We start from the raw sequence: 19,363 nt of genomic DNA, 5'->3' as shown, positions 1-19,363 counted from the left end.
GAGTTACAGTCGATATATTCCGAAAATCGCTGATATATTTTTACGCATTTTTTCTATAGACAACTTGGCCATCTATTACGGTCATTTCTGCTTCTACTTCTTTTATTTCTTCTGCCTCAATTTCAAACATATTGCGTTCTAATATTGTAAAGTCTGCTTCATATCCTTTTGTAATTTGCCCTCGCTTCGCTTCTTTTCCGATTGCATAGGAACTTCCTGTTGTAAATAAAGAAACAGCCTCATAAACCGTTAATCTCTCCTCAGGCATATAGCATACACCGTCAATAAAACTTCTACGTGTAACAGCGCTATATATACCTAGAAACGGATTTACTTGTTCAATGGGGGCATCTGAGCCACCATTACAATGTAGCCCTGCTTCCAGTAATGTCTTCCAAGCATACGCATAACGAAGACGGCGCTCTCCTAGTTTTTCAATGACTGACGGAAAATCTGATGAAAGAAAGACTGGCTGTATATCTATAATGACTTGCAAGTTTTTCATTCTTTCAATTAACTCCTCACGAGCAAGCTGACAATGAATAATGCGGTCACGTAACCCTTTTGCTGGTGGATATAATTCGAGTGCATCAATGACATATTCAAGCGATAAATCACCGATAGTATGAATCGCAACTGGCATATGTAAATCTCGTGCTTTCTTCACTAATTCTGCAAGTTCTTCACATGAGAAAATCGCAACCCCATTCGTTTCCTTCGCATCTTCATACGGTTCACTTAATAATGCTGTTCTTCCGCCAAAAGAACCGTCAGAAAAAATTTTCATTGCCCCAAATTCAATATAATGTTCATTTTCATATTCTTTTCGTTCATGTGCTACTTCATGGTGAACGAGCAAATGGGCTTTAAATGGCATTTCTTTTATCACATGAGAAAACGCATTATGCGTTTTTCTAAAACCACCATAATAATTTAAATCTTCCGTATGCCCGCCAACAAGTCCGTATTTCCAGCAATCTTTAATCGCTGTTTGCAGAGCTCTTTGTAAATAAGCTTCATCAATTTCTGGCTGAACATGTTTAATTAATTCTTGCCCTTGTTCATATAAAAGTCCTGTTAACTTATTTGATGAATCTCTGCCAATTTTCCCGCCTTTTGGATCTTCTGTCGCTTCTGTTATATTCGCTTCTTGCAGTATGTATGAATTCACCCATGTAACGTGACGACAAACTCTCTTTAATAAAATAGGATGGTCTTTCGAAATTTCATCTAAATCACGCGCGTGAACATCTTTCGTATCTGTAAAGTTATTTTCATTCCATCCTTCTCCAATAATCCAAGAGCCCTTTGGAGCTTCTTCCACTCGCTTCTGAACAAGAGTCAGTACTTCGCTATAAGATGTACAATTTGATAAATCTAGACGGAGTAATCTCTCTCCATGCCCAATAAGATGCATATGGCTATCAACGAGACCTGGGATCATTGTTTTTCCTTTTAGGTCATGTAACTTTACGTTTGAATATCTGCTTTCTAATTCTCCCTTATTACCAGCATCAACAATTATGCCGTTTTCAACGTAAACAGCGTCCACTTTTTCATTTTCTTCTCTCATTGTGTAAATGGTGCCGCCATACCAAATTTCTCCCATATATCCCATCTCCTTTATTTTTTATTGTATAAAAAAAAGCACCATTTCAAAACATGGTGCTTTTCTAAAAATTACTTTTGTTCAGTAGTAGACGTTGTAACTTGCCATTCAATATTAAATTTATCTTTTACTTGTCCGTATGCTGGGCTCCAGAATGTTTCTTGAAGTGGCATGATAACTTCTCCACCTTCTTGTAACTTATCGAATACTTCTTTTGCTTTTTCTGCATTACTAATTTGAATTGCGATTGTTACTTGAGATCCGTTTGCATGTCCTTGACCTGGGAATGTATCAGAAATCATAAGATCCGTATTACCAACTTTTAAAGTAGCGTGTAAAACGCGCTCTTTCGCTTCAGCTGGAATCGGGTATTCTGGATTTTCAGGCATGTCACCAAAAGTTTGCATGACTTCTACTTTTGCATCTAAAGCCTCTTTATAAAACTGTACAGCTTCTTGCCCACTACCATCTAAAACTAAGTACGGATTAATACCTAAAATCATACGGACACCTCTTTTTTAAGTTTATAAAATCGAACTTGTGTTCGTTTTTATATTATCATTGTTTTGCATTTCATTCAACTATTTACTTCACTGTTTTCAAAATTATTTTGACGGAATCTCCATCTCTTGTTTTCTAAGTTCAATACGGCGAATTTTTCCAGAAATCGTTTTTGGTAGTTCATCTACAAATTCAATTTTGCGAGGGTATTTATATGGTGCAGTGAGTTCTTTGACGTGTTGTTGGAGTGTTGGAATTAATGCTTCTTCGTTCTTTTCTATATTCTCTCTTAATACGATAAATGCCTTCACGACACTTCCACGAATTTCATCAGGACTTGCGACAACTGCACATTCTCTTACGTAAGGATGTTTTACAAGTGCATCCTCTACTTCAAACGGCCCGATTGTATAACCAGAGCTAATAATGATATCATCACCGCGCCCTTCAAACCAGAAGTAGCCGTCTTCATCTTTCTTCGCTTTATCACCTGTAATATAATAATCACCGCGGAATTGCATCGCTGTACGTTCATCGTCTTTGTAATATTGTTTAAAGAGGGCCGGTGTTTCAATGTGAACTGCAATATCACCAACTTCACCTACTTTAACCGGAGTACCTTCCTCATTTACGATATCGACGTGGTTACCTGGCGTTGGTTTCCCCATTGATCCTGGTCTAATATCCATCCCTTTCATTACACCAACAAGTAATGTATTTTCCGTTTGCCCATAGCCGTCTCTTACTGTAATATGAAAGTGCTTTTGGAACGTTCCAATGACTTCTCTATTTAACGGCTCACCTGCGGATACAGCGCTATGTAACGCCTCTAAATTGTACTGGCTTAAATCTTCTACCTTTGCCATTAATCTATACTCAGTCGGTGTACAACAAAGCACATTCACCTTATTATCGTCTAATAAGTTCAGGTACGTTTTCGGTTCAAACTTACCGTGATATACAAATCCTGTTGCCCCTGATCCTAGCGTTGCTAAAAACGGGCTCCAAATCCACTTTTGCCAGCCTGGACTAGCTGTTGCCCATACAATATCATTCTCTTCAATTCCGAGCCAATTTGGAGCGCTCGTACGTAAATGAGCGTATGCCCACGCATGTGTATGAACGACACCTTTTGGATTTCCTGTCGTTCCTGACGTGTAAGATAAAAAAACCATATCTTCTTTATCTGTCTTCGCCATTTCTAACATGTCACTCTCTGTTTCTAACGCTGTTTTTAAATTAATCCATCCATCTACTGACTGCTCGCTCAGGACAAATTTTCGAAGAGATTCCATCGCTTCTATATCATCAAACTGCCTAATATACGGCTCATAGCTTACTATCGCTTTTACTTCTCCATGTTCAATTCGATATTCTATATCTTTTTTACGTAACATTTCCGAGCTTGGAATTACGACAAATCCTGCTTTAATAGCAGCAATATACGTCATGTACGCTTCAATTAAACGCGGCATCATAATGAGAAGCTTGTCCCCTTTTTGCAAACCACTTTTTATAAAAGCGTTTCCAATTTTATTCGCACCTTGCATTAATTCAGCGTATGTAACTTCCCTTCGATTCCCTTTATCATCTTGCCAAATTAAAGCTAACTTCTCTTTATCACCTGTATATTTCTCTATTTCAGAAACTAAATTATAAGACGGTGGCGCCAACAATTCTTCTCTCTTCATAAAATATCCTCCCTTTTCTTTATGCCTCCTTTATATAATAAAGAATTTTCTGTTAATTTTGAACCCTCTTCTTTTGACAAATTTTTCAGTTCTGTCGAATTACTAAATGAAATTACATCAACTTACCGACAAATGGCAACACAAAAAAGAAAGAGCGGAAGAACCCGCTCTTTCTAAGCCATCATATGGGATTATTTTTGGTAACCGCCTAATTGTTGCTCAGCTAGTGAAACTAGACGTTTAGTGATTTCACCACCAACAGAACCGTTAGCGCGAGCTGTTGCATCAGCTCCAAGTTGAACACCAAACTCTTGAGCGATTTCGTATTTCATTTGGTCTAATGCTGATTCAGCACCAGGAACCGCTAATTTATTTGTGCTACGTGACATGTTATATCACCTCCTTGTGAGTATAGAGTGTGATAAATAACATGACTTCATACACGTTTTAGATATGGTAATTTATGGTTTTAGAAAAGTTCTTCAAATTTTTCTTCTTCCGCCACTACTTCTACCGTTTGTAATACCATTGTTTCTTTGTTCGCTACAGCTTCATCGATTAATGGCGTGAAATCGTATTTCGCTTCAAAGCGATTTGCTTTTTCACGTTTCGGCTTCGTCGCTGGGCTTGCTGGTGTAAATACAGTACAGCAATCTTCATATGGACGAATTGAAATATCATACGTGCCGATTTCTTCAGCGATTTTAATAATCTCTAATTTATCCATCGTAATAAGCGGACGAATAACTGGGTAGTTTGTTACTTCGTTAATCGTATGCATACTATCTAACGTTTGGCTTGCTACTTGCCCAAGACTTTCACCAGTCGTAATTGCAAGTGCGTTACGCTCCTCAGCAATACGCTCTGTAATACGCATCATCATACGGCGCATAACCGTCATTGAATAGCTAGATGGGATTTCTTTATTAATCGTTTTTTGCACTTCTGTAAACGGAACAAGGTGAAGCGTTACTCGTTTACAATACTTCGTTAACTCTTGCGCTAAATCGATTACTTTTTGTTTTGCACGCTCACTTGTGAAAGGTGGACTATGGAAGTGAACTGCTTCCACAGATACGCCGCGTTTCATCGTTAAGTACGCTGCTACTGGGCTATCAATACCACCAGAAAGAAGTACCATTACTTTTCCGCCAACGCCAACTGGTAAACCGCCAGCTCCCATACGCTCATCACACATAATGTAGCTATAACCACTGCGAATTTCTACACGTACATTTACATCTGGATTATGAACATCTACAGTAATATCTTCTGTATTTTCTAGAATGTGTCCGCCAATCTCAGGTAATAATTCCATCGTTCTCATTGGGAAATGCTTATAAGAACGGTGTACAGTAATTTTAAATGTTTTCACATCGCCTTTTACTTGTAAGAAAGCTGCTAATGCACCTTTTTTAATGTCTTCTAATTCTGATGGTACTTTCATCGCTAAGTTAAACTTATGAATACCAAATACATCTTTCAATCTTTCAGATACCGCTTCATGATCTTCGCCATTTAATTGGATGTACATACGGTCATGTGTTGCATCGATTTTAATATTTGGGAATTTTTTCAGTTTGAACTTCACGTTATCTTTTAATGTGCTTACAAATTTAGAACGGTTCTTACCTTTTGTCGTCATTTCTCCATAACGCACTAAAATATATTCATATTTCAACATAATTTCTTTACCTCATCACTTCATATAATTTTGGCAGCGTCTCTTTTACAATGCCTTCAAATTGTTTTACTTCTTCCATTGTGTTTTCTGGTGCCAAACTAATACGAATAGCGCTTGCAGCTGCTGCATGCGGCACTCCCATTGACACTAACACTCTGCTCACTTCATTTGCTTTTGAAGAACAAGCAGATTTCGTTGACACATATACACCGTGTTCTTCTAAAGCATGAACGACTACTTCTGGTTTTAAACCAACAAATGATACATTTAAAATGTGCGGTGCTGCATATGCAAGCGACGTGTTAATCGTTACATCTTCCATCTCTTTAAAGAAACGAACAAGCTCTGCTTGTAAACTTTGCAAATGAGCTACCTTTTCTTTCACTTGTTCCATTGTCATGCGAAGTGCTTTCACCATCGCTACAATGCCAGGTAAATTTTCTGTACCAGAGCGATACTTAAGCTCTTGTTGACCACCTGATAAAATCGGATCTAATCTTACGCCATCGCGTACATAAAGAAGACCTGTTCCTTTTACACTGTGGAATTTATGTCCAGATATTGAGCAAAGATCAATATGAGAAGCATATAAATCAAGCGGTACTTTTCCTATCCCTTGTACATGATCTACATGGAATCTTATTTTCGGATGATTCGATAATAACGTTCCAATTTCAGCAACAGGCTGAATTGCTCCAGTTTCGTTGTTCACATGAATAATTGACACAAGAATCGTATCTTCACGAAGCGCTCGTTTCACATCTTCTACCGATACAACACCATGCTCGTTAACCGGTAAGTATGTTACATCAAACCCGAGTTCTTCTAATTGCTTATATGCTTCAAACACAGACGCGTGTTCAATATTTGTTGTAATGATATGTTTACCACGCGAACGATTCCTCATCGCTATCCCTTTAATCGCAAGGTTATTCCCTTCCGTTCCACCTGATGTAAAAATAATTTCAGAAGGTTTAACACGAAGAAGCTGCGCTGCAATCGTTCTTGATTGTGTTAATAGACGCTCTGCCTCTCCTCCAAGCGAATGAATAGAAGAAGGATTACCAAAATATTTCCCAGCAACCGTCACGTACGATTGAAGAGCTTCTGGATATGGCTTAGTCGTCGCACTATTATCAAAATAGATCATCGTTCTTCCCCTTTCAGCGCTATCACATCGTATAATCATATCATAAATACGTGTCATTACGCTAAGACTACGCAAAGGTTCCGTTTTATCTCGATTGGTGAAGGCTAATAATTGGCGAGGATGCCCTCCTATTACAGTTTCACTTTATCCCGCGTTAACGGGCAATAAGACTCTCACCTCAAAATCCAGTTAGAGCAAAGAAGTTAGATGGGAGATTAACTGCCCGTAAATGCCCGATTGGTGAAGGCTAGTAATCAGTGGGGATGAATCTTCCCACCGATTACAGTTTCACTTTATTTTGAAACGAATAACCTTGCTGTATTCCGCTATTCATTATAGCAACATCGCCTGCAAAATTACATAAAAAAACAAACCCTTTTATGAAAGGGTTTGTTCATTGTCTACATATTCAGCTATTTTTTGAACAACGCCAGGTTCAAGTTGCTCTAACACTGAAGCCGCTTGTTCTAAAGCTGCATCGTATTGGTATTCACGGAATAATTTCTCAGCATAATTTAAACTTTCTGCTAGGTTTTCATCATGACTACGGTAACGGTTACCGTACTGAATTAATTTTTCCACTAAATATGCTTGTCCAATTAACTCTTCTGTCATTTCAGCTACACCGTTCACAGTTGTGTATGCTTCTTCTAAACTGCTATTTACAGCGTTCATATTTAACGGCTTCACTTCTAATTGTTCATATACAGCTTGCATTGCCATTTGCCCTCTTTTTAAATCTTCCATAATACTCTCTGGAAGACCTGGCAAATTCGACTTTTGCATAAAGCGTTTCGTTTCGAAAATAATATTTCGCATTTCTTGTAACTTCTCACGTGCTTCAAATTCTTCTTTGCGCATCGCTTGCAGCATTTCTTTATATTCTGCATGAAGTACTTTTAACGTTTCACATTGCTCATAAACCTCTTCTAGTTCCTCACGAATAATAGAGAAGGCAATATCTTGTTCTGCAACGCGTAATTGCAGCATTTCAAAACGTTTCGTTAAAATGTGCATTTGCTTTTCAATTACTTTTTGAGACTCAATGTCTTTATCTTGTAACTGATAGCTTTGTTTCACAAGTTGTGTTTCTGTTTTCGTTTCAATCGTTTCGATACGCATTTCTTCTAAGTCATCGTAAACAGAAAGTGTTTTTTGCTCCACATAATGTCTCGCATGTACTTCTTGTTCCAATTGATCGTAGAAGACATCTAAACGTGTTTTTAAGTTTTCTACTTTTTCAGCCGCTTCTGTTATATGAAGCTCCTGTATATCCATTAAACATGTTTGTAGTTGTTTCGTCATATCGCGAACTTCTTTAGGGACTTCCAAATAATCTAATACATAACCTTGTCTTACCATATCATTATGTCCGTGTAATAAATCTTCCAGCTGAACTGGTAACGTCGCTTGGCACTCTACCAATAAATCTGGAATTTGGTGAATAATGATTTCTAAATCTGCTAAACCTTCTTCCAAACTAATAACAATTTCTCTCGCTTTTAAATAGTCGCCATTGTTTGTTGCTTCTTCAAAGGTTTTAAATTTCTCAGATTCAGCGTCTAGCATCTCTTCGATTTTCTGCTCTGCTGCTCCATACATATGTCTATGAGCAAGAACACTCTTTTTCATACTACGATATGTATCACGTAACCCTTCAATTTCCGAGCTATTTTTCTCATGGCTTTCTAACAATTGCTGTAATTCATTTAAAATGTCCGTAATACGATTATCAGCGTCATCTAAACCACTTATGGATTCGTTCATCGCATGCTTTGCTTTTCGGAAGGAGAATTGCGAGGCGAATTTTCGCGCTTGCGCTAAATCTTTGTCAGCTTTCGGAAGGGTTGTTGATACAATTTCATCCCATTCTTCACGCCATTTACCAAACAGTTCTTCTGTTTGACCCGTCATGTTTAAATCTTTTACCCGTTTTAATTCATCTGCCACAGGTTTATCTTTTATCTCTTGTTTCCACTGCTCCAGTGCTTCAATATCTTTATATGAACGATTTCTTATCACAAGCTCTATCATGAGCAGCACTAGAATAGAGCTTACTACAATGATAACGATCGTCAGGATAGAATCCATGCAAAAAAGCCTCCTAGTTATATCTCTTTTTTTGTCCGTTCCGTTTATGAAATGGAAGGCATTATGTATAAAAAGGGAATTCCCCTATATTTAACAACTAACAATGTACTAATCATACCATGTAATGGTTTGTTTTTGACCTAGTTTTTTTAAAAATTTCATGTTCCTTTCAATGTGATTGTAATCTTTCTCAATATTCCGCCTACCTCACTACCTATCCTCAAATGATTGTAATAACAAACAATCTTTCGTATGGGATACGAAATAAATTTTCCGCATGAGTGGTGGTTCAACAGAAATTACATGTACATTTCCTTGCCTTACAGACTGCTCTACTGCCCTTTCTGGAAGTAACGTGATACCAAGGCCAGCTTTTACCATTGCAAGCATCGGTTCTGCGTAAGATGTTTCCACAGCTATAGTTGGTTTTACACCTATTTCATGAAACATGTTCATAATCATTTTCCTTACATCACATATTTCTGGATATACAATTAATTTTTCATTGTGCAGCTCTTCTATTTGAATGACTATCTTCTCTTTGTACGGATGATTATTTGAAACGGCACAAACAATTTTTTCTTGTTGCACTTCTTTTATATACGTAGCACCTTCTACTACTGAATCGATGAACATCGCGTCAATCTCCCGCGCTTTAAATAACTCTCTTAATACTTCCGTATGTCCGATTTGCCATTCCACTTCGCACTCATCACCTAATATATCTTTACATTCTGATATGTAATGCTCCGCTAAACTCGGTAGTATACCAATTGAAAACTTCCTGTTCTCTTGATACCCCCTCATTTCTGTTTTCACTTCATTTATTTGCTCCAAAATCGGTAACATTCTTTTTATAAATAACTCTCCTGCCTCCGTTAACTCTACTCCTTGCGCCGAACGCTTAAGTAAAGTAACCTCTAAATCCGCTTCTAACTTTTGAATTTGTTTACTAAGCGCTGGTTGAGATATATGTAAAATCTTACTTGCCTTTGATAAACTTCGCGTATGCTTCACTTCAATAAACGATCGTACTGCCTCCAAATCCATCGTACACACCTCTAACAAAAAGTTATAACCGTTATAAGAAATCGATATTTCCTCCTATAAACAATTACTCTTTATACTTATTTCATCAACTTACTATAACGAAATGTAAAGGGGAAAGATACTCTTGAACAAAAAACAAATGCTACTCGGATCCTTTCTATGCTTACTCGCCGTCACTGCCTGGGGATTTATGTTTCCTGTAATGGCAAATGCTCTGCAATTTATCGATCCATTCTTCTTCACAACGCTTCGCTATGGATCAGCAGCTATTATTTTTCTTATTTTGCTATTAATTACTGAAGGAAAGACTTCACTCCGCTTAGAAAAAAGAACACTTTCTCTATTCTTTTACGGGACAGTCGGTTTCGCGGGGTATGGTTTTCTCGTTTTCTACGGACAACAACTTGCCGGACCTTCCGGAGCAATCCATGCAGCTATGATTCAATCCCTTATGCCACTGATTGCCTTATCACTGCAATGGATAACGAAAAATCGCCGCCCACAAAACTATACATTCCTTTGTATGTTTGTTGCATTACTTGGTGTTATGCTTGTCATTTCAAAAGGAAATATTCACTTATTATTTGGAGCTGCAAGCCACTTATCAACAAATATATTGATGCTATGCGGCGTTACTTGCTGGGTCATTTATACAAACGGGGGTGCTCGTTTTCAATCTTGGTCACCACTTAGGTACACGACATTAACTTGTTTATTTGGCTCCATTTCACTCATCGTTATTGTTACTTTCTTAACGTACACAAATATAGTTACTATGCCGTCACTGCGTACAGTTGTGAGCGTTCGTTTTGAGCTCTTTTATATGTCGATTATCGCAGGCGTTATCGCTGTATTTTGCTGGAATATGGGAAATCGCTATATTTCATCTATTAACGGCATATTATTTATGAATTTAGTTCCTATCCTTGCACTCATTGGTTCTATCTTTCGAGGTTATACAGTCGATAAAATTGAAATCGCTGGAGCTGCATTAACAATTATCGCGCTATTATGTAACAATTTATGGCAAAGAAAAGTAAACATAAAAATCCCCACCTCAGTTCGTTAGGTGGGGATTCTTCACATATGAACAGCTCTTGGCCATTCATGGTACATATTCGCTTTACATAATGCTTGTTCCATCCATTGCTCAATCTCTTTCGTATACATTTCTATGAAAAATGTCTCAGACGGGAAAGAATGGAGTACTTCTGATATATATTGTGGATATAAAAACGGCATACTTATCATACCTTTTAATTGCGTCATAAACATTGTAAATGATACTTTCTGAAATTCTTGTTTCATTTGTCCTTGTCTAATCATTTGTTCTATATAATATCTTTCTTTAGAAAAATAAACGGTCATCACTTCACGAATTAATGTCGTATCAAGCGAAAGCTCTCGGTAGAAGAAACGTGTTAGTTCTCTATTTTCAAATTGATATCGTAAAATCCCGCGCACCATTTGCACCATTACATCTTTAGCCGACAAATACTCTCTCTGTTCAAACGACATTTCAATCACATGAATATATCCTTCTAAAAAATCAGTAATAAGCTGTTCTAATAAACCTTGCTTCCCAGCAAAATAATATGAAATATTCGCTACATTCACATCCGCTCGCTTTGCAATGTCTCGCACTGACGTTCCATCATAACCTTTCGTATTAAACAACGATATTGCCGCATCAATTACTTTTTGTTTCGTCTGCTTCATGCGCTCACTTCCCTTCACTGAACAGCTATAGTTTAAATTTCTTGACTTTTAAGACAAATTCCTTTAATTTTCTATCGACAAAGTCATGTGAAATACATCGTATTTTGCTAATATTTTACACATCTCGATAAAAAAGGAGCTGTTTCCATGTTTACTAAAGAAAGTTATGCAGGATCTCGCGTGCAGCAATATGAGACAGTAATTAAACAACTGGATGCGTTATTAACTGGCGAATCAAACGTAGTCGCAAACTTATCAAATGCGTCCGCATTATTAAACCAATTTTTAGATCGCGTTAATTGGGTTGGCTTTTACGTAACAGAAGGAAATCAGCTTGTCCTTGGACCGTTCCAAGGAATGCCTGCTTGCGTACGCATTCCATTTGGACGAGGCGTTTGCGGCGTAGCAGCTGAAACGAAAACAACGCAGCTTGTAGCGGACGTTCACCAATTCCCAGGTCACATCGCTTGCGATAGTGCTTCTAATTCGGAAATCGTTGTACCGATTGTGAAAGAAGGAGCTGTCATTGGTGTACTGGACATTGATAGTCCTGAAAAAAATCGTTTTGATGAATTAGATCAGCGCTATTTAGAAAAGTTTGTGGAAACACTCCTAAAACATATGTAAAAAGAAAAGAGCGAGTTATCGATTTAGTACGTCCTGTACAAAACCGATAGCTCACTCTTTTTTCATTGATTAACAGTAGATATTTTCTTTAATGCCTGCTCTAAATCAGAAACGATATCCTCCCACGATTCTAAACCGACCGATAAGCGTATTAAATTATCGAAAATGCCCATTTCTTTTCTTAGTTCCGCTGGAATCGCAGCGTGCGTCATCGTTGCTGGATGCTGAATTAACGTTTCTGTATCTCCTAAACTCACCGCAATTGTAATAAAGTGAAGATCATTAATAAACGCTTGCGTCTCTTCTTTTCCGCCTTTTACTGAAAAAGAAATAACACCGCCCCCGCGTTTCATTTGACGAGATGCTAACTCCCCTTCTGGATACCAAACACCTTCTACCGCATCATGTTTTCTTAAGAACGATACAATTTTTTCTGCATTATCACAATGACGATCCATTCTTACTGCTAACGTCTTTAACCCACGTAATAATAACCACGCATCAAACGGCGCCATAATACCGCCGATATCCTTTCGCATCGGGCGAATCTTTTCAGCTAATGCTTTCGTTTTACAAATTGTTACACCTGCTACAACGTCACCGTGACCACCAATATATTTTGTCGCACTATGCACAACAGCGTCACAGCCAAGCTCAAGCGGCCTTTGTAAATAAGGTGAACAAAACGTATTATCAACAATAACAAGTAAGCCTTTTCGCTTCGCAACCCGAATCACTTGTTTTAAATCAATTAATTTCATTGTCGGATTAATTGGTGTTTCAACGAAAATAAGCTTTGTATTTGGGCGAATTTTATTTTCAATATCAACCTCTGTCTCCATATCACAAAACGAATGCGTAATCATAAATTTTTCTTCTAACACTTCTAAAAAACCGTACGTGCATCCGTATAATCCATTTGAACAAATAATATGATCTCCAGCCTTTAAAAAACCGATTAAAGTCGCTGAAATAGCTGCCATACCAGATCCGAAGGCAAGTGCCTCTTCTCCTCCTTCTAACACCGCCATACGTTCTTCAAATAATTTCACAGTTGGATTTCCAAGCCGTGAGTAAATATAAGATGGATCCACTCCCGCAAAACTCGCCTCTCCTTGCTGCGCAGTCTCAAATGTAAATGTAGAAGTTTGAAATAAAGGTGGTGTTAAACTTCCTTTATGTTCCTCAGGTGTATAACCGTGATGAATTAACGCTGTCTCCATATGCTTCTTTTTCATAAAAACATCCCCCTTATGTTTTTATTGCCGCATATTCATCCATAAAAATTTGATGAACGTTTTCCTTCATTTTATGTAAGCGTTTTATTTGTGTTTCTATCTCTTCTTCTATATTGTTTTAAATTCCTTCTTATATTAATTTCCAAAATTTATATGCATAAAACAAAAACGTACTCGCTTGACGAAACTCTGGGTAAAAGATATAATAGCGTTTGTGTAAAATAAAAAGGCAGCCTTGTAATGTGAGTTTATCGTTTGTATTTTGTTCCTCTACGGAGGTGTATCTCGTAACTCCCTGCTGCTGGAGCGAAGGTACATGAAAACAAAATGCCCGTAAATATCGATTACGTCTGTTTTTATTTTACGTAAATAAAAACATTTTTAAAGGAGGAGTCAACTATGGCTCGTTATACAGGTCCAGCTTGGAAACTGTCTCGTCGTCTTGGAATCTCTCTAAGCGGCACAGGAAAAGAATTAGAAAAACGCCCTTACGCACCAGGTCCTCACGGTCCTAACCAACGTAAGAAACTTTCAGAATACGGTTTACAATTACAAGAGAAACAAAAACTTCGTCACATGTACGGCATGACTGAGCGTCAATTCCGTCGCACATTTGACCAAGCAGGTAAAATGCCTGGTAAGCACGGCGAAAACTTCATGATCCTTCTTGAAGCTCGTCTTGACAACTTAGTTTACCGTATGGGCTTAGCTCGCACTCGTCGTGCAGCTCGCCAATTAGTAAACCACGGTCACATCATGGTTGATGGCGCTCGCGTAGATATCCCATCTTACCGTGTAAAACCTGGTCAAACTATCAGCGTTCGCGAAAAATCTAACAGCCTTGTTGTTGTTAAAGAAGCGATCGAAGTTAACAACTTCGTACCAGAATACTTAACTTTCGATGCTGACAAATTAGAAGCTACTTACACTCGTCACGCTGAGCGTTCTGAGTTACCAGCTGAAATCAACGAAGCATTAATCGTAGAGTTCTACTCTCGTTAATCTCTGTACTCTGCAAAGAGTAGTATTAAAAGCCTTAGGAACCTTGTTTATCAAGGGGCCTGGGCTTTTTTTATTTGTCACTAATAATGCAAAATAAAGCATTAAAAAGTATACACCTGGGGCTAAGTGGGGCTAGTTTGGGACAAAAAATATAATGGCTGGCGTGTGTATAGAAATGGATAAGTGCAAAAAACAGATGATAAAAGGAGTTAATTGTTTTGAAAGAAAAATTCACCAAGATCCCTCTTCATGTACAAGACTTTCAAAAATTAAAAATGTTATTAGACGAATTGGTACAAGATGAAATAATGTTCATAGAAGGTCTTTCTAAGTATTCTTTAGATATTTCTTCTAAAAAATCTAAAGTCACCATTAACCTTAGAAGCGAATTTTCCCCCGATCCATACTTGGCGATTACTACTATAAACATTACACCAAGTAATCAAGGGAAGGGAAGTATTGTTCTTGAATGGTTTAAAACATTCGCTAAAGAAAAAGGATTTGAACGATTAGTATTACAAGAAGTTATAACTGAAGAAGGTTACCACTTTGCATTAAAAAATGGTTTCTCAAAAAAGCTTAATCCATTCGAGGAAATATTTAGAAAGCCCAATAGTACTGACGGAAATTATGAACTACATTTATAAAAATTAAAAAGTGAACGAATATTTTCCGTAGGCGTTCACTTTTTTACTTGGCTAATTATTTAATGTGTTCGGTTCTTTCCACGTTCAATCGCATATACATCTAATACATAATAAAGAGCACACTCGATTGAATGTGACTACATTAATTCTTCAATTAATTTATTTTCTTCTTCAATATATTTATCAATCAGAATCCATATTGACTTCATATTTTTATAAGATGCTCTCTCGAAATTTGATTTTTCTTCATCATTCGATGACTCTAAAAAAGAAGCCCACCAGGTAATATATTCATTACAGTTTATCCTTAAATCTTTTGTAAACTTATTTTTTCTATCTAAGTTAATCCAAATAAATATTTTATGATTTAACAATTCAAATTTTATTTTTTGCTTTTCTTTTTCATCAGTTTCCACACTACACCTTCTACCCAAATCAAGAACTTTTGTAATGTGTTCGAATAAATCATTTTGCATTCTTCTTTTCTCAGATAATTCTACAGCTATCCTACGATCTTTTTCTTTGTTTTCATTTAATGTTCTAGCGTTATAAATTGATACAATTAATGTAGCTAATGAAAGAATTGATGTAATAATTAGTGCTATATTCACTTTGGTCCCTCCTTATGCTCTAAATCACCATTATTACATAAGATTATTACGATATACAAGGACTATGCATTATCACGATAATTGTCATGATATTTATCTAAATCACCCTTTTATTTAAAATATTGGTGAATTTGTTTGAAGTTATATTAATACCCCTAAAAAAAGCGCAAAAAGAATCTACTTATAATTAAATCCCCCCTCTTTTCAAAATAACGTAATAAAAATCAGATTATCTTCAGATACCAAATTTCTTTCATACGTCAAATATTAAATTCCAAACTTAGCCACTTCGAATGCTGATAATGGTAAAATATCCTATATAAATACAATTTATGATGGTGGTAAATTTTCTTTATTAGGAGGAGAGGAAAATGGCAGTAACAATGAAAGAAGCTTACTCGACAATTTTGAATGAAAAGGTTTCAGCGCAAGAAATAGATGAACCTGTAAATAAGCATTTAAAACAAGAATTAGAATGTAGAGTTTGTAGAATACCTGTGGCGCATCGCACAAGACATATGAGAAATGAAGTAGAAATTCCAGCGCTTTTTTACCGAAAAGGCGGCATAAACCACGAGGAATTCTGTTCATACAATACACTCGGTCAGATTAAAGTTATCGCACGTGATTCCGATGATGACATTTTAAAAAGTGTAGAGGATAAAACTTTTTTATTTCGCTTAAATATGATCCATGAGCCTTTAGAAGAATTGAAAAATCAAACTACAAAGCCAAAGAATGATCAAAGCAAGGCACTGAATAAAAAAGATAGAACTTATCATTCTAGCGGGAGCTTAAACTCATACTTATCAACCATGAAAAAGATAATTGAGTTACGGAATATTCTAGAAAAACAAACCGAACTACACTCTATTATTGAAATTGAAATGCATGGAAAAAGAATAAAGTGGAGTGATTTTTATTATGAACCTGACCGTTATATACAATCGTGCAATTACGTCAAACAACTAAAATGGGAAAACAGACATCCCATTTGTATAGAAGGCATTGTAGACAGCGTGCGATATATAGAAATGTCAGGGAAATACGCTATAAACCTTCGTTGGGGAAAAAAAGGAATTAATAGTAATGGTATAGAGCAAATTCCTTCACCCTCTATTTACTTCGATTCTGAAACACTTTCGCCAGAAGATATAAACCCCGGACAGCATATTGCTGTATGCGCAATATGTACATATCGAATGACAGGCGGAAAAGTTAGACAATTTATGAATACAAATGCCCATTTATATCACAAAAACCAGCTTGTAATTTTATCTGATTAATAAAAGTTCAAACTATTTTTAATCCTACTATCTTTCATTTCCAACTTTCAAACTCACATTATATGCTATAGAAATGTGAGTTTATTTTTTTATGTCACCTGTCATTTTGAATATGGATAAGTTCGCTTTGAGGTATATTACTACCTCTAATAAACTCATTGCAATGTAATATTTACAGTTCTTTCCTTAAATTGGTATCATTTACTTATTAAAGGGGGGAGATTTTTGAGTTTAAATATGTATCTAGGGGAAGTACATACCCAAACACAAAGTATGAATGCTGTATGTACCGCTACCATTCAAGGTATGGAACAAGCTATTCAGTCGATTGATGCTTTTGCAATTGATACTGTTCTACAAGGACAAACATATAGCAGTGCAAAATCATTTTTTGTACAAACCTTTCGACCTTTGGCACAAGGAATCATTTATTTGTGTGAAGAATTAATTCGTCAGAATGATGCTTTTCCAAATCAATTTCAATCACAAGTCGCTTCTACAGATGTAATTGAACAAGAAATATTAGAACAAATTCGAGAAATTGACCGAATGATAGCAAGTACAGAAGCGCTCAACCAAACTATGTCGATCCCAGGTATGGACGCTATGGTAAATCTTTTTACTGTCATGAGGCAAAAAATGCAAGAAAAATTAGAACATCTATATAAATTTAATTATACTTCTAGTAATAATTATGATACTGCACTCCAACTAGCCGCTAGCATTGCGACAGGTTTGGCGGAAGTTCAAAGTGGAAAAGGTTTTAGTCCTGCAAGTGGTACATTTAGTACGCAAGGGTTGAATATGGAGTGGACGGGTCCTATTCAAGCAATTACAGAAAGTAAAACTCGTAAAGCACAAATTGAAAAAGCAATTGCTTTACGAGAACAAGAAGCCAATAGACCATGGTATGAAAAAACAGCTATCAGTACTTGGGAATTTATGGAAGAATTTTTTCAAGGCGCTGGCAGCGCGGCTTTCGAAAGCGTTACTGGACTAGAATCACCTGATAATGATGAATTAGAAAGCAAGTTAACTTATCAAGCGGGAAGGTTCACGGGAAATGTTATAGCAGGAGCGGCTTCCATTATAGAAATTCTAGAAGGCCTTACCGTCATAGGCGGCTCTAATTTTTTAACTCTAGTCGCAACAGTAGGAACTGGTGGATTAGCATCACCAATTGCTATTACGTTTGATGCAGCTGCTACAACGGCTGGAGTTAGTCTTGTTGGACATGGTGTATTTGTTGGGCGTAATGCAATTCAAAATGGTAAGGATACTCTTCAAAAGTTCCACTCTTCTTCTAATGGGACTAGTGGTAGAATAAAGGAGAAAGCCGATGCTAACAACCTTCAAAAATCCCAGTCTTCTAGCGAGGTTGGTCATAGTGTTAAGAATACAGAAAAAATACGGATTGTTGATGGAAAAAAAGAATATAATGTAAACGGAAAATGGTTAACAGATAAACAATTTTCCGCTCTTCGCCAGAAAGCTGTTCGCCACGCATGGAGACAAGAGAAAGAATTAATTAAAAAAACTGGAAAAGGAACGAGAGATTGGACCCCTGCAGAAAAACTAGAGTTATTACAAACAGGAAAAGTGAAAGGCTACGAGGGACAGCATATGAAATCCGCTAATGAATATCCTGATTTTGCTGGTGAACCAGATAACATTCAATTTTTAAAGGGAAGGAATATGGATGTAAACGAACATCTTGACGCCCATCGTGGGAATTATCACAATCCTACAAATGGCTACTATACTCCTAAGAATGATAGTATGACTGACTTTGGAGACGTTGTGCCTTGGAAACATGAATAGAGGGAGATGGTTTTATGCTAAGAAAATATTATTCAAAAAACAATCATTTACAACCATTTTTTGAGGAAGTTAATAAATATGTAGATGGTATTCATAACCTAAATAATGGAATCAGCTTAGAAGATATAACAAGCCTTCAAAATGAACTTAACATTCAAATTCCTGATATATATAAAGATTTTCTCCAAGTGTGTAATGGCGGAGAATTATTTATACCTGGAACAGTCCTGTCAGAAATTCATACAGCTGCTCAGGGCCCAAAACAGCGTGGTGGCTCTTATCTAAATGATTCGTTTAAAAAAGAACGAAGACCGACAAAGATGCCAGACACGTATTTAATCATCGCAGATTTAAACTATGGTGACTCGATATGTATAGACTTAGAATCAAGCAATGGATACGATGCAACGGTAATACAATGGGATAGGGAGACTCACAGCGTTTCTAGATCATGGAATGGTTTGGTGGAATGGTTAATGGATACCTTAGACGAAGGATCATTACTAGTAGATTATGATGGTAATGAAAAAGATTTAGACTTTTAACATGAATAGTAGAAGTGGAGCCACAAGAATTAATTCCTATCTATTCATAATTTCATATTCAAGAAAGACAATATTATTTTAAATATAAAAA

The 19,363-nt window shown here is 36.7% G+C and carries 18 protein-coding genes; 7 read left to right on the top strand and 11 right to left on the bottom strand.

Features of this window, described 5'->3' with window-relative positions:
- Window positions 1-40: 40 nt before the first annotated feature.
- From QO049_RS06520 to QO049_RS06485, 8 genes are all read right to left on the bottom strand, one after another.
- The gene (locus tag QO049_RS06520) at window positions 41-1,609 is read right to left on the bottom strand and encodes an amidohydrolase (RefSeq protein WP_098686535.1); all 1,569 of its coding nucleotides are present in this window, start codon (window positions 1,607-1,609) and stop codon (window positions 41-43) included.
- Between the two features lie 71 nt (window positions 1,610-1,680).
- A complete protein-coding gene (locus QO049_RS06515; RefSeq protein WP_000600356.1) occupies window positions 1,681-2,112 on the bottom strand; it encodes a VOC family protein in 432 nt (143 codons plus the stop codon).
- Between the two features lie 102 nt (window positions 2,113-2,214).
- Entirely contained in the window at window positions 2,215-3,801 is a 1,587-nt protein-coding gene (mbcS, locus tag QO049_RS06510; RefSeq protein ID WP_284489229.1) for an acyl-CoA synthetase MbcS, read from the bottom strand.
- 191 nt (window positions 3,802-3,992) lie between these two features.
- On the bottom strand, window positions 3,993-4,190 hold the full coding sequence (locus QO049_RS06505) for an alpha/beta-type small acid-soluble spore protein (protein WP_000091640.1): 198 nt from the start codon (window positions 4,188-4,190) through the stop codon (window positions 3,993-3,995).
- Window positions 4,191-4,270: 80 nt separating this feature from the next.
- Entirely contained in the window at window positions 4,271-5,485 is a 1,215-nt protein-coding gene (thiI, locus tag QO049_RS06500) for a tRNA uracil 4-sulfurtransferase ThiI (RefSeq protein WP_000922341.1), read from the bottom strand.
- Window positions 5,486-5,492: 7 nt separating this feature from the next.
- On the bottom strand, window positions 5,493-6,635 hold the full coding sequence (locus QO049_RS06495) for a cysteine desulfurase family protein (protein ID WP_000638991.1): 1,143 nt from the start codon (window positions 6,633-6,635) through the stop codon (window positions 5,493-5,495).
- Window positions 6,636-7,013: 378 nt separating this feature from the next.
- Complete coding sequence (gene ezrA, locus QO049_RS06490; RefSeq protein ID WP_284489228.1) at window positions 7,014-8,726, bottom strand: septation ring formation regulator EzrA; 1,713 nt, start codon at window positions 8,724-8,726, stop codon at window positions 7,014-7,016.
- 210 nt (window positions 8,727-8,936) lie between these two features.
- Window positions 8,937-9,776: a LysR family transcriptional regulator gene (locus QO049_RS06485; RefSeq protein WP_000362527.1), complete on the bottom strand. Its 840-nt coding sequence runs from the start codon at window positions 9,774-9,776 to the stop codon at window positions 8,937-8,939.
- Window positions 9,777-9,900: 124 nt separating this feature from the next.
- Between QO049_RS06485 and QO049_RS06480 the strand changes: the two genes are divergently transcribed.
- Window positions 9,901-10,845 (top strand): DMT family transporter, encoded by a 945-nt coding sequence (locus QO049_RS06480; RefSeq protein ID WP_016110795.1) that lies wholly within the window; start codon window positions 9,901-9,903, stop codon window positions 10,843-10,845.
- An 11-nt stretch (window positions 10,846-10,856) separates the two neighbouring features.
- Here QO049_RS06480 and refZ read toward each other — a convergent pair whose 3' ends face one another.
- A complete protein-coding gene (gene refZ, locus QO049_RS06475) occupies window positions 10,857-11,495 on the bottom strand; it encodes a forespore capture DNA-binding protein RefZ (RefSeq protein ID WP_000814923.1) in 639 nt (212 codons plus the stop codon).
- Between the two features lie 147 nt (window positions 11,496-11,642).
- On the opposite strand from refZ, the gene QO049_RS06470 reads away from it, so the two are divergent.
- Window positions 11,643-12,122: a GAF domain-containing protein gene (locus tag QO049_RS06470; protein WP_000494337.1), complete on the top strand. Its 480-nt coding sequence runs from the start codon at window positions 11,643-11,645 to the stop codon at window positions 12,120-12,122.
- A gap of 62 nt (window positions 12,123-12,184) precedes the next feature.
- Here QO049_RS06470 and megL read toward each other — a convergent pair whose 3' ends face one another.
- Entirely contained in the window at window positions 12,185-13,360 is a 1,176-nt protein-coding gene (gene megL, locus QO049_RS06465; RefSeq protein WP_000726572.1) for a methionine gamma-lyase, read from the bottom strand.
- A gap of 399 nt (window positions 13,361-13,759) precedes the next feature.
- Between megL and rpsD the strand changes: the two genes are divergently transcribed.
- Complete coding sequence (rpsD, locus tag QO049_RS06460) at window positions 13,760-14,362, top strand: 30S ribosomal protein S4 (protein ID WP_000135317.1); 603 nt, start codon at window positions 13,760-13,762, stop codon at window positions 14,360-14,362.
- A 218-nt stretch (window positions 14,363-14,580) separates the two neighbouring features.
- The gene (locus tag QO049_RS06455) at window positions 14,581-15,009 is read left to right on the top strand and encodes an N-acetyltransferase (protein WP_284489227.1); all 429 of its coding nucleotides are present in this window, start codon (window positions 14,581-14,583) and stop codon (window positions 15,007-15,009) included.
- A gap of 137 nt (window positions 15,010-15,146) precedes the next feature.
- On the opposite strand, the gene QO049_RS06450 is transcribed toward QO049_RS06455, so the two are convergent.
- A complete protein-coding gene (locus tag QO049_RS06450; protein WP_088098004.1) occupies window positions 15,147-15,620 on the bottom strand; it encodes a hypothetical protein in 474 nt (157 codons plus the stop codon).
- Between the two features lie 371 nt (window positions 15,621-15,991).
- Here QO049_RS06450 and QO049_RS06445 point away from each other — a divergent pair, with 371 nt between their 5' ends.
- The 3 genes from QO049_RS06445 to QO049_RS06435 all read left to right on the top strand — a co-directional run bounded on the left by QO049_RS06445 (window position 15,992) and on the right by QO049_RS06435 (window position 19,272).
- Entirely contained in the window at window positions 15,992-16,906 is a 915-nt protein-coding gene (locus QO049_RS06445) for a hypothetical protein (protein ID WP_284489226.1), read from the top strand.
- Window positions 16,907-17,131: 225 nt separating this feature from the next.
- On the top strand, window positions 17,132-18,727 hold the full coding sequence (locus QO049_RS06440; RefSeq protein ID WP_284489225.1) for a T7SS effector LXG polymorphic toxin: 1,596 nt from the start codon (window positions 17,132-17,134) through the stop codon (window positions 18,725-18,727).
- A 14-nt stretch (window positions 18,728-18,741) separates the two neighbouring features.
- Window positions 18,742-19,272: an SMI1/KNR4 family protein gene (locus QO049_RS06435; protein WP_284489224.1), complete on the top strand. Its 531-nt coding sequence runs from the start codon at window positions 18,742-18,744 to the stop codon at window positions 19,270-19,272.
- The last annotated feature ends 91 nt before the right edge of the window (window positions 19,273-19,363 follow it).

Origin of the sequence: Bacillus sp. RB3 (genome assembly GCF_030164735.1) — a bacterium.
Lineage (GTDB): Bacteria > Bacillota > Bacilli > Bacillales > Bacillaceae_G > Bacillus_A > Bacillus_A cereus.
The sequence above is the reverse complement of the archived record's forward strand: the minus strand, read 5'-3'. Positions and strand labels throughout refer to the sequence as shown.